The organism is Humibacter ginsengiterrae (assembly GCF_054780115.1).
In genome coordinates, this window is the sequence record NZ_BAAGWY010000006.1 from 222,709 (window position 1) to 233,892 (window position 11,184).

At 67.6% G+C, this 11,184-nt stretch carries 10 protein-coding genes and 1 tRNA gene; 3 read left to right on the forward strand and 8 right to left on the reverse strand.

What is annotated here, in order from left to right; all coding sequences use genetic code 11:
- Positions 1–35: 35 nt before the first annotated feature.
- The 8 genes from ACYVII_RS09830 to ACYVII_RS09865 form a co-directional block, all read right to left on the reverse strand.
- Positions 36–2,042, reverse strand: a complete 2,007-nt coding sequence (locus ACYVII_RS09830) for a S53 family peptidase (protein WP_460534398.1) — start codon at positions 2,040–2,042, stop codon at positions 36–38.
- A 138-nt stretch (positions 2,043–2,180) separates the two neighbouring features.
- Positions 2,181–2,870, reverse strand: a complete 690-nt coding sequence (gene rplA / locus ACYVII_RS09835; protein ID WP_460534400.1) for a 50S ribosomal protein L1 — start codon at positions 2,868–2,870, stop codon at positions 2,181–2,183.
- An 18-nt stretch (positions 2,871–2,888) separates the two neighbouring features.
- Positions 2,889–3,317, reverse strand: coding sequence for a 50S ribosomal protein L11 (rplK, locus tag ACYVII_RS09840; RefSeq protein ID WP_440296397.1), 429 nt, complete (start codon positions 3,315–3,317; stop codon positions 2,889–2,891).
- Positions 3,318–3,457: 140 nt separating this feature from the next.
- Positions 3,458–4,471: a transcription termination/antitermination protein NusG gene (gene nusG / locus ACYVII_RS09845; RefSeq protein WP_460534402.1), complete on the reverse strand. Its 1,014-nt coding sequence runs from the start codon at positions 4,469–4,471 to the stop codon at positions 3,458–3,460.
- 93 nt (positions 4,472–4,564) lie between these two features.
- The gene (gene secE, locus ACYVII_RS09850) at positions 4,565–4,840 is read right to left on the reverse strand and encodes a preprotein translocase subunit SecE (protein WP_440294999.1); all 276 of its coding nucleotides are present in this window, start codon (positions 4,838–4,840) and stop codon (positions 4,565–4,567) included.
- Between the two features lie 39 nt (positions 4,841–4,879).
- A tRNA-Trp gene (locus ACYVII_RS09855) sits at positions 4,880–4,952 on the reverse strand.
- A gap of 125 nt (positions 4,953–5,077) precedes the next feature.
- Positions 5,078–5,761: a transcriptional regulator gene (locus tag ACYVII_RS09860; RefSeq protein ID WP_460534404.1), complete on the reverse strand. Its 684-nt coding sequence runs from the start codon at positions 5,759–5,761 to the stop codon at positions 5,078–5,080.
- Positions 5,758–6,981: a PspC domain-containing protein gene (locus ACYVII_RS09865; protein WP_460534406.1), complete on the reverse strand. Its 1,224-nt coding sequence runs from the start codon at positions 6,979–6,981 to the stop codon at positions 5,758–5,760. The genes ACYVII_RS09860 and ACYVII_RS09865 overlap by 4 nt, the downstream gene beginning before the upstream one ends.
- A gap of 114 nt (positions 6,982–7,095) precedes the next feature.
- On the opposite strand from ACYVII_RS09865, the gene ACYVII_RS09870 reads away from it, so the two are divergent.
- The 3 genes from ACYVII_RS09870 to ACYVII_RS09880 all read left to right on the forward strand — a co-directional run bounded on the left by ACYVII_RS09870 (position 7,096) and on the right by ACYVII_RS09880 (position 11,072).
- A complete protein-coding gene (locus ACYVII_RS09870) occupies positions 7,096–8,808 on the forward strand; it encodes a PspC domain-containing protein (protein WP_460534408.1) in 1,713 nt (570 codons plus the stop codon).
- A 17-nt stretch (positions 8,809–8,825) separates the two neighbouring features.
- The gene (locus ACYVII_RS09875; RefSeq protein ID WP_460534410.1) at positions 8,826–9,686 is read left to right on the forward strand and encodes a hypothetical protein; all 861 of its coding nucleotides are present in this window, start codon (positions 8,826–8,828) and stop codon (positions 9,684–9,686) included.
- A gap of 138 nt (positions 9,687–9,824) precedes the next feature.
- On the forward strand, positions 9,825–11,072 hold the full coding sequence (locus ACYVII_RS09880) for a 13E12 repeat family protein (protein WP_460534412.1): 1,248 nt from the start codon (positions 9,825–9,827) through the stop codon (positions 11,070–11,072).
- The last annotated feature ends 112 nt before the right edge of the window (positions 11,073–11,184 follow it).

Below are 11,184 nucleotides of genomic sequence, written 5' to 3' on the forward strand. Positions count from 1 at the left end.
GTCCGCCTTTCCGGAGAGATCGGCGTCCGCCCTGTCTAATGTCTGCCCTGGGCCAGCAGATGCGCCAGGTCGAACGACATGGCGCCCATGCCCGTCACGTCGTCGTATCCCTTGGTGACGCTCAGCGACGTGTCGTGGTTCAGCGTCATGAGGAACGAGCGCCCGCTCGTCTTGCTGGTGTAGGCGACGGCGACCTCCTGCGACGGAGGCTGCACATCACGGAATGCCGACGGCAGGATGCGGTTGAGCCCGTACAGGGTCGGGTTGGCGAACCCGATCGTCGAGTGCGTCAGCTGCTGCGCCAGCGCGATCTGCGCCGCGGTCAACGGAGACGCGAGCGAGGTTCCGCCGTAGGTCTCGTTGATGTAGTCGCCCGTGGCGAGCGTGCTGTCGTCGACGATCGGCGAGATGCCGATCTCGAACCCGGTGTACGGGTCGGCGAGCGCCGCCAGGTCGGGCGAGACGCGCTTGCCCTTCGACAGCGCGTCCGGCACGACGCCCTTCTGGTATGCGGGCTCCGCGTTCACCGCACTCACGCCACCGCCTGCGCCGCCCGCGAAGAGCGAGCCGGGAAGCGGATCGGTGTAGGAGAGGTTGCCGTCGGCATCCTTTTTGATGACATCGGCCTGAACGCCCCAGCCGACCTCCATGGCCAGCTTGCCCTTCTGGTCCACACCGATCGATGTGCCGCCTACGGACGTGACGTACGGAGAGGATGCCGGGAAGTCCGGCGACGGGTAACCGAGGTTCGCCGCCTCGTCTCCGTTGTCGCCGCTGGAGAAGTACAGCCCGATGCCCTCACCTGCCGCCTGGATGTGCAGGTTCTGCTGCCCCGCGATCACGTCGGCGGGAACATCCTCACCGACGTCGCCCCAGCTGTTGCTCACGATGTTCGCGAGCTTGTGGTCGAGGATCTTCGACATGGCGATGTCCAGCCCGCCCTCGCAGTCGAACCCGCCCACGTACAGCACGTTCGCCTTCGGGGCGATGGCGTGCACTGCCTCGACGTCGAGGGTCTGCTCACCCTGCCATCCGCTCGGTTCCTGGCAGAGAGCCGTGTCGACGAACTCGCTCGGATCCGGCACGATCTGCTGGTACTGACCGGGGGCGAGCTGCGGCTCGCCGTTCTGCGCCGAGTACTGGTTCACGTCCGACTGGATGCTCGGCGACGCATACGCGTCGATGATGGCGACGGTCTGCCCGGAGCCGTTCACTCCCCACCTCGACCAGGTGTCCAGGTTGTAGGCGGAGCGCAACTGCTTCGGCACGTATCCGCAGATGTTCGTCGGGTACTGCGTCTGGCCGTTGTACGCGGCGGGCACTGTCGCCGTGTTCTGACCCCAGTAGGTAGAGCACGGCGCATTCACCACGGGGGCAGTGCCGGCGAACATCCGCTGCTTCGGCGTGCTCGGTCCGCTTGTCGACGGGATGTCGCCCTGCTTGATCGAGTCGGGCCGGGTGAGGGTGCGCGACTGGTCGAGGCTCACCGCGCTCACGGATGCCCCGATCTGCGATGGCAGCGACGGCGCGGTGGACGGCGCGATGAGCTGCCGCCCGTCGTGTGAGTACGTGTGGAGGGTGGTGCCGAACGCGGCCTTCATCTCCTCCGGTGTTCCCCGGTAGACGATGTACTGCCTGCTGTCAGGGGTGCCCGTGATGGTGAGCCCCTTCGACGTGAGATACGCCAACGTCGCGTCGTAGGTTCTCTGCGTCGGAGAGAAACGCGCGATCCACGCCTGCGGGCTCAGCCAGTGCCGGTACTGCCTGGTGCCCGGCGTGGAGACCGCCATCGCCAGGTTCGCTGCGCCCTGCTGATCGCGGAGCTTGAGGTAGAGCTCGCCCTCCACGCTCGTGTCGGCCGCGGGAGTCCCGCTGTCGTTCGCACTCGTCGCCCAGTTCGGAACCGAGCCGGCGTAGTCGACGGTGGTTGCGGCGTCCGCCGCGGAAATGCCTGTCGCTGACAGCGCAATGATGCTTGCGCCAGCTGCGAGGATCGCCGTCGCACGCCTCGTGAGCATGCGGCGACTTGCTCGTGTTGTCATCCCATTCCTTCCGATCGCTGTGCGCATCCCCATCGGCGCGCACGAATCGGACACTATGCCCGCGCATATGTGCCTCACAAGGGGGACACGACAAAGGGCCCCGCAATGCGGAGCCCTTTGTACGAGTGCTTCAGCCGATCAGATCGCGTTCACGTCCAGCGGGATGCCCGGACCGAACGTGGTCGACACGGCGCCCTTCTGGATGTAGCGACCCTTGGCGGCCGACGGCTTGAGCCGCACGACCTCTTCGAGCGCGACCTTGATGTTGTCGGAGAGCTGTTCCGGGGTGAATCCGGCCTTGCCCACGACGAAGTGCACGTTGGCGTGCTTGTCGACGCGGAACTCGATCTTTCCGCCCTTGATGTCGGAGACGGCCTTGGCCACGTCGGGCGTGACGGTTCCCGTCTTCGGGTTCGGCATGAGGCCACGCGGGCCGAGCACCTTTCCGAGACGACCGACCTTGCCCATCAGTTCCGGCGTCGACACGGCGGAGTCGAAGTCGGTCCAGCCGCCGGCCACGCGCTCGATGAGCTCGTCGCCGCCGACCTCGTCGGCGCCGGCAGCGATGGCCGCCTCGGCAGCCGGGCCGGTCGCGAACACGATGACGCGAGCGGTCTTGCCGGTGCCGTGCGGCAGGATGACCGTGCCACGCACCATCTGGTCCGCCTTGCGGGGGTCGACGCCGAGCTTCAGCGCGACCTCGACCGTGGAGTTGAACTTGGCCGAACCGGTCTCGCGTGCGAGCGCGACGGCCTCGTCGGGGGTGTAGTACTTGCCGTCTTCGATCTTGGCGGCGGCGGCCCGGTAGGCCTTGGACTTCTGTGCCATGGTTCTGACCTACCTTTCTTACTCGACCGTGATGCCCATGGAACGGGCGGTGCCGGCGATGATCTTGGATGCCGCATCCAGGTCGTTCGCGTTCAGGTCGACGAGCTTCTGCTCGGCGATCTCACGAACCTGTGCGGCGGTGAGCTTGCCCACCTTGGTGGTGTGCGGAACACCGGAACCCTTGGCCACGCCCGCGGCCTTCTTGATGAGCTCGGCGGCCGGCGGGGTCTTGAGGATGAACGTGAACGAACGGTCCTCGTAGACGGTGATCTCCACCGGGATGACGTTGCCGCGCTGCGACTCGGTCGCCGCGTTGTACGCCTTGCAGAACTCCATGATGTTGACGCCGTGCTGACCCAGCGCCGGACCGATCGGCGGGGCGGGGTTGGCGGCGCCGGCCTTGATCTGAAGCTTGATCAGACCCGTGACCTTCTTCTTCGGTGCCATTGATTGTCCTTTCTACGAACGGATGCTTGTAGGCATCCGCTCTCCCACGCACCCGGACTGTCCGGATGGTGGTGTCGAATGCGCGCGAGCGCAAACCATGCAATCTTACTCGATGCGTGGCTGTGCTCTCGCCGCGGGTTCTACTGCTTCGTGACCTGATCGAAGCTGAGCTCGACGGGAGTCTCGCGCTCGAACAGGGAGACGAGCACGGTGAGCTTTCCGCTCTCCGGCTTGATCTCGCTGATGGAGCCCGGCAGACCCGCGAACGAGCCTTCCTTGATGGTGATGGTCTCGCCGATCTCGAAGTCGACCTCGATCGGGGCGACGCGCGTGGCGGCCTTGGTGCCCTTGCCCGCCGCGGCCTTGCCCGTGAAGACCGGCTCCACCTGCACGAGCGACTTCAGCATGTTGAAGGCCTCGTCGAAGCGCAGCGGCGTGGGGTTGTGCGCGTTGCCCACGAAGCCGGTGACACCGGGGGTGTGGCGCACGACGGACCAGCTGTCCTCGTTGAGATCCATGCGCACGAGCACATAACCCGGGATGCGCACGCGGTTGACCATCTTGCGCTGGCCGTTCTTGATCTCGACCACGTCTTCCATCGGCACCTCGGTCTGGAAGATGTAGTCCTCCATGCCCATGGATGCCGTGCGGTTGGCCAGGTTCTGCTTCACGCGGCGCTCGAAGCCGGCGTAGGAGTGGATGACGTACCACTTGCCGGGCAGGTAGCGCAGCTCGCGCTTGAACTCTTCGTATGGGTCGACCTCGGCCTCCTCGGCCTCCTCGACCTCCTCGGCCGAAGCGTCGTCGGACTCCTCGGACGCAGCGGCCTCGCCGGCATCGTCAGCGCCGTCCACCTCTTCTTCGTCCTCGATCGCCTCGAACGCGGCCTCTGCCTCGTCGGCGTCGTCGATCTCCAGCGCGTCGTCCACGAGGGCGTCGGCCTCGGGGTCGGCGGTCTCGGCGATCGCATCGAGCACGGCATCGAGGTCGATGTCGTTGCCGTCGGTGCCGGTCACGTGCAGTGCCCTCCGCTCGGCGGAATCCGACGAGTCCTCTGCGGACTTCAGCTGGTTGCCTTCCTGCGCCTCGTCGTCCTCGGCGGACTGCTCGGCAGTCGTCGCCCAATCGACGTCGTCGCGCTCTCGTTCAGACACTTCGCTCTTACCAATCCATTCCTGTTGTCGCGCAGGTCACGGCCCGCGCCGCCGATTCATCCAGGCCGTCCCGCCCAGCGGCCGTGTCGGCCGTCAGGACGATGAGCCGCCGAAGACGAGGATGACGAGCCACCCGAAGAGCTGGTCGAGACCGAACACGATGCCCATCATGATGATCACGAAGACCAGCACGACGCCTGTGTAGCTCAGCAGCTCTCCGCGCGTCGGTGTGACGACCTTGCGCAGCTCGCCGAAGACCTGCCGGATGAACAGTGCGATCCGAGAGAAGGGGTTGCGCTTGGCTTCCCGCTCCTTCTTGGCGTTCGCGACGACATCCTCGCTGGGCTCGTCGATGACTTTTCGGGCCACCTCATACCTTTCGTGGGCCGGTGCACGAGCACCGACTTGCAGGGCGGACAGGACTCGAACCTGCAACCTGCGGTTTTGGAGACCGCTGCTCTACCAATTGAGCCACCGCCCTTTACGTGCCGAAGTCGTGACCGCTTCCGAACGATTCGAAAATGGGCGCAGAAAAGCTTGGCTGACTTCAACAACCTCGGTCAAGTGTAGGCGAGCGGTGCACGGTAGCGCAAAGCGACGATCGCCTCACAGCAGACGCCTCGCGAGGGCCCACGCGGTCAGCTCATGACGCGACGACAACTGCAGCTTGCGCAACACGGCGGAGACGTGGGTCTCCACCGTTTTCACAGAAATGAACAGTTCACCGGCCACCTCTTTATACGCGTATCCGCGGGCGATGAGCCGCATCACCTCGCGTTCACGGGCCGTCAGGCGGTCCAGCTCGTCGACGCTCTCCGCCTGCTCTCCGGATGCCGTGCCGAACGCATCCAGCACGAACCCGGCCAGCCGTGGCGAGAAGACCGCGTCGCCGCAGGCGACGGCCTGCACGGCGCGCGTCACCTCGGCACCGGAGCTGCCCTTCGTGATGTATCCTCGGGCGCCCGCGCGGATGACGGCGACCACGTCTTCGGCGGAGTCCGACACGCTCAACGCCAGAAACCTCGTCGACTGCGCCCGAGGTGCGGCCCGTCGCGCTACCTCGGCCCCGCCTCCCGCCTCACCACCTGGCAGGTGCACGTCGAGCAGCACGACGTCGGGCCGCAGCGCGGCGACCGTCTCCACGGCGGAGTCCACGTCTCCCGCCTCGCCGATGACACGGATGCCCGCTCCAAGGTCGGCGCGCAGCCCCGACCGGAAGATGGAATGGTCGTCGACGATGACCACGGTGACATCATCCGACCCGCTCGATGGGCCGCTTGACTCGGTCACTGCTGCTCCTCTCCGGACTCGGCGCCCTGTTCCGCGCCGTACTCGAGATGGATGCGCACCTCGGTCCCCACACTCCCCGCGCCGGGACGCACGGATGCCTGCCCGCCTGCCCTGCGCATCCTGCCCACGATCGACTCCCGAACACCCATGCGGTCGGAAGGAACGTCACGGAGGTCGAAACCGTGACCCCGGTCGCGCACGAAGACGTCGACGGAGTGCGGCGTGCCCTCGACGTACACACTGACGTCGCCGCCGGCGTGACGGGCGGCGTTCAGCATGGCCTCCCGCGCCGCCGCGGCAACCTCGCCGCTGGAGCGTTCGGCGGTCTCGCCGACGGCCACCAGATCGAACCGCACCGGGTAGTCGAGTTCGAGTGCCGCCGCCGTGTCGCGCAGGTCGGTGACCAGATCGCTGTCGTCTCGCCGCTCGCCGGAGTACAACCACTCGCGCAGCTCGCGCTCCTGGGCCCGCGCGAGCCTGGCGACCTCGCTGGAAGCTCCCGCCCTTGTCTGGATGAGCGCCAACGTCTGCAGCACGGAGTCGTGCAGATGCGCTGCCATCTCGGCACGCTCCTCCTCGCGCACCCGCTTGGTGCGTTCGGCGATCAGCTCGCGCCAGAGTCGCAGAGCCCACGCTCCGGCCAGAACCGCGACACCGGCGAGAACGGCCGCAAGGAAAAGCATCCATGCCCAGCCGGGCGCTCCCCCACCCCAGATGAGCATGCCGAGGATACCGGCGGCCAGCAGCAGCACGCCGCTCGCGGTGCGCAGCCAGCGGGCGGTGGCCTCGTTACGGGGAGCGGAGGCATCCACGAGCTGGTCCCACGCCACCGCGCCCACGCCGCACCCGATGACGCCGATGATCATCGGGAACAGCACGGCCGGGTCCGTGAGCCCGGCACGGAACGAGCCGCCGAGACCGAACATGAGAAGGGTCAGCGCGGCCGCGATCGCGAACAGCACCCACGGCACCGAAACACGGCGATGCACGAGACCGTGCGCGTCCGGCTCGGCCGGCTCGAGCGGCGTCAGCGCCCACAGCCACGCATAGAGCAGGATGCCCGCACCTCCGCACAGTGCGAGCCCGACCGCGAGCCACCGGGTCGTCCGCACGCTCCACCGGAGATGCCGGGCGACGGCGACGCACACTCCACCCAGGGCGCACTCGCGCGGCCGGAGAAGCGGCGGCCGCAGGCCGGCTCCGCTCGAGGGGGTGGACATACTGGCATCCAACCATCCGAGCGGAATCGGGGGACGCCCTGGCGGCGGATCTCAGGGATCGATCAGGGGCATCCCCCATCGCGGAGCGAGCGGCGGCTCGGGCACGATCGAAGCATGTCTGAACATCCCCGTCAGCACGACGTCCACGCAGCCGGCGGAGCGCCGTACGGCGCCGCGTACTCACAACAGAACGGCGCCCAGGGCAGCGGGGGCGAGCGATTCTTCGGCTGGCTCCGATCCCTCGGGATCGTGCGCCAGAACGGATGGATCGGCGGGGTCTGCGGCGGAGTCGCCGCGCGACTCGGCATCGATCCGATCATCGTGCGCGGCATCGCCGTGGTGGTGGCCGTGCTCGGCGGCCCCGCGTTCCTGCTCTACGCAGCGGCGTGGCTGATGCTGCCGGATGCGCAGGGCGACATCCACCTGCAGCGCCTGATCAAGGGGCACTTCGACCCGCCGATCATCGCGATCATCGTCATCGCGCTGTTCTCGTTCCTGCCGTTCGCGCAGGGCTTCTGGTGGGCGGGCGCTCAGTTCTGGAGCGGGCTGAGCTGGTTCTCGTCGGTCGGCCGGCTGCTGTGGACGCTGCTCGTGATCGCCCTCATCGTTGGCGTGATCGTCTGGGCCGTGCGCAACGGCCGGATGCCGTCGGCGGCTCCTGATTCACGTCCTCCCTACTCTTCTGGCTCGTTTTCGACCTCACCGAGCTCACCCTCGACCTCACCGACGGATGCCGGTGCCGGCGCCGCACATTCGGCCTCTGCGAACGCTGCCCCGGCATGGGCTACCGCGCCGGGCTCTTCGACTGCGCCAGGCTCTTCGGCCGCGCCGGGCTCTCCCATCGCGCCGGGCTCTTCCACCGCGCCGGGCTCTCCCACCGCGCCGGGCTCTTCGACCGCGGCGGGCTCTTCCACCGCGCCGGGCTCTTCCACCGCGCCGGGCAGCACCGTGTATGGAACGCGCAGCACGGATGCGACAGCAGCGAGCACGGCCTCGGCGGCCACCGCCTCTGACCAAGGCGACCTCGCCGACTGGCGTGCCCGGCAGGACGCATGGAAGGCGGACTACGCGGCCTGGACGGCGCAGCGCGACGATGCCAGGGCGATCCGTCAGCAGCGCTCGGCCGAGCTGCGGGCGCAGTCGCAGGTGCTCGCAGCCGAGGCGGAGGAGTCCCGCAGACGTCGCCGGGCGGCCAACCCGCGCACGAGCGCCGCATACGTCTTCATCGCCCTCGGGGTCGCTCTGGTGGCGGGCGGGATCGCGGCCGCCATCGCACTCGTCGGTGCTGCCTCGGATTACGCGCTCGCGATCGCGCTCGCTGTGGCGACCGGCGTGATCGGGCTCGCGATCGTGACGGCCGGCATCCTGCGTCGCCGCAGCGGCTTCCTCACGTTCGTGTCGATCGTGCTGGTTCTGGCCACCTTCGGTGCGACTGTGCCGCCACACGGACACGAACTGATGCTGCTGCCTCGCGCCACGTACTGGAACCCGCAGCATGTCTCGATCTATCAGCCGGTCGGATCGCTCGAGCTGAACTACGACACATCGGGCATCAGGAAGGCGGATGTCGTGCAGGGCGCGGGCGATGTCGCCGTGCGGCTGCAGAACGGCGTCAGCGCGCGCGTCGTGGTCGTTCAGCACACGGCGGGTAGCTCCGTGAGCGCCGCCCGGCTCGATGACCAGGGCGACACGCACGAGGTCGCACCGTCGAGCGGTTCGGGGCTGACGCACACCTACGTGTTCGGACACTCGACTCCAACGGTCGATCTACAGATCGACCAGATCGCCGGCGACGTGAACGTCTACTACTACCCGGCGGCCCAGTGATGAACGAGGAGACGGCGATGCCACAACACGACGACGAGCCTGAAGACGTCGCGGCGCACGCGACCGAGACGATGGATGCGGCCGAGACGATGGATGCGGCCGGCAGCGCCGACGCGGGCGACAAGACGGACACGGGCAACGGGACAGATACCGCCGACAAGACAGGTACCGCCGACAAGACAGGTACCGCAGACGAGACAGGTACCGCCGACGAGACAGGTACCGCCGACGGGACAGATACCGCCGACGGGACGAGCGCCGCTGACAGCGGCGGCACCGGCCGCACGGCCGAACGCGCCGACTCCGCCGGTTCAGGCGAGAGCACCGACGTCACGAGTCCGACCGAGGTCATCGAGCCCGCAGACGAGGCAATGAGCACGAGTGCTGCCGAGACAGCCACAGTGCCGACGGAATCGATCGATTCGGTACTCGGCATCCCTGCGGTCTCCGGGTACGGCTTCACAGACGCCATGCACGGTTCTGCGGACCCATCTGGCTCGTACGGCCCAACTACTCCGACTGCTCAAAACCGAACTTCCCCACAAACCGGGAGTTCGTCGGAGGTTCCTTACGGCGCTTTCTCCGGGCCCGCTTTCTCTGGGACGGCTTCCTGGGGTCCCGCGGTCTCCGCGCGACCGCGAGTGCGTGTCGGAGCGATCGTGTGGGGCGTTCTCGTCATGGCATTCGCCGCCGCAGTGATCGTGGTCTCCGCCTCTCCCGACGCGAGGTACGCGTTCGACGCGTGGCAGGCATCCCTCACACCTGTTGCATGGGCGGTGATCGGGGTCGTGGCGCTCGGCGTCGCCGTGCTGCTGATCGCGGGTACATCGGCGATTCGCGGCGCCCAGCGCAGAGTTCAGACCCGAGATCGCGGGTAGCGTCAGGGCGTTCCTGGTTGCGGGATCGATGGGTTGTCTTTCCGTCCACAGGTGCTCGTCGGGTCGGATTATGCACAGGTAAAGTACCTGGTCAGGGGTTGGTTCTGAATGTCGGTGGGTGCTGCTTGACTTGGTTGTATGAGCAGCTCGAACGCACCGGTCGCCGACTCGACGGCGGCACTGTCGGATGCGTTCGACGCGCTCACGGCGGCACTGGGCGACGTGCTGCCCGCGACCGGTGTGCACGGTCTCGGTGACGAGGTGCTGCTGACCGCGACGCGGGTCGTGGAGACCCTGGGTCGGAAGGTGGATGCGTTGCGTGCGCACTGTGCCGGGGCGATCCTGGAACGCTCCCCGAAGGGACTCGGTGCCGACCGGCTCTCCGCCCGTAATGGGTGCCGCACCCCGGCCGAGTTGACCGCCCGGTTGACCGGGGTGTCGGAGGCGACCGCCACCCGGCGTGCTGCGTTGGGGCAGGCGGTGGCGGTGCGGGGTTCGCTCACCGGTGGGTTGTTGCCGCCGAAGTTCCCCGCCGTCGCACAAGCAGTCGGTACCGGGGATCTCGGTGAGGATGCCGCCCGCATCATCGTCAACACTCTCAGCAGCATTGAGCACCGCGCTGATCCGGAGGATTGGGCCGCCGCGGAGGCCGATCTGGTCGCTTCCGCTGTGGAGGGCGGGTTCACGGCGGATCAGACCCGGGTGCAGGCCACGGTGTGGAGGGTCGCGTTGGATCCGGACGGGGTGGAGGGTGATGCGGAGGAGGCGATGCGGCACCGTGCCCTGACCCGGTTGGGCACGAGGGGTGGGCTGGTGCGGTATCGGATGGAGTTGATGCCGGAGATCTCCGGGAAACTGGAACAAGCCATCGCCGCCGTGGTGTCCCCGAAATCGAAACCCACCTTCCTGAACGGCGACCAGCTGACGGACGGGGGCCTGGATGACCGGTCGTCGCCGCAGCGGCGGCATGATGCGTTCGCGTCCCTGATCGATGCCGCCGCCCGTAGTGCGGAGGTTGCGTCGATGGGGGGGTGCTGCACCCACCGTGCTGGTCACCGTGGACGAACACGACCTCCGAGAGGGGCGTGGTGCCGGGTGGATCGACGGGGTTCAGGAGCCGATCCCGATGACCGCGGTCACCCAGTTCGCCTGCGCCGGCGGCATCCAAAAACTCCTGATCCGGCAGGGACGGATCGTGTCGTTGTGGTCACCGCAACGCTGCTTCACCCCACAGCAACGCCGTGCGATCGCCGCCCGCGACCGTGGATGTGTGATCCCCGGATGTCGGATCCCGGCCAGCTGGTGCGAGATCCACCACGTGGTAGAGCACTCCAAGGGCGGACCCACCGAAACCGGCAACGGAGTCGCGCTCAGGCTGTCGCGTGAATCTTCTGGGCGGTGGGGGTGCGGGATTTGGTAGCGTTCGGCGTCTGGCTGGAGGGTGCCGGCTTGCCCGGTCAGGCGGGGGTGGCTGCTCGGAGTTTGAGGAGGTTGTGGG

Coding starts and splice junctions, on each gene's coding strand:
- ACYVII_RS09830 (WP_460534398.1), bottom strand. CDS start 2,042: ATGACAACACGAGCAAGTCGCCGCATGCTCACGAGGCGTGCGACGGCG.
- ACYVII_RS09875 (WP_460534410.1), top strand. CDS start 8,826: ATGCCACAACACGACGACGAGCCTGAAGACGTCGCGGCGCACGCGACC.
- rplA (WP_460534400.1), bottom strand. CDS start 2,870: ATGGCACAGAAGTCCAAGGCCTACCGGGCCGCCGCCGCCAAGATCGAA.
- ACYVII_RS09865 (WP_460534406.1), bottom strand. CDS start 6,981: ATGTCCACCCCCTCGAGCGGAGCCGGCCTGCGGCCGCCGCTTCTCCGG.
- rplK (WP_440296397.1), bottom strand. CDS start 3,317: ATGGCACCGAAGAAGAAGGTCACGGGTCTGATCAAGCTTCAGATCAAG.
- ACYVII_RS09880 (WP_460534412.1), top strand. CDS start 9,825: ATGAGCAGCTCGAACGCACCGGTCGCCGACTCGACGGCGGCACTGTCG.
- ACYVII_RS09870 (WP_460534408.1), top strand. CDS start 7,096: ATGTCTGAACATCCCCGTCAGCACGACGTCCACGCAGCCGGCGGAGCG.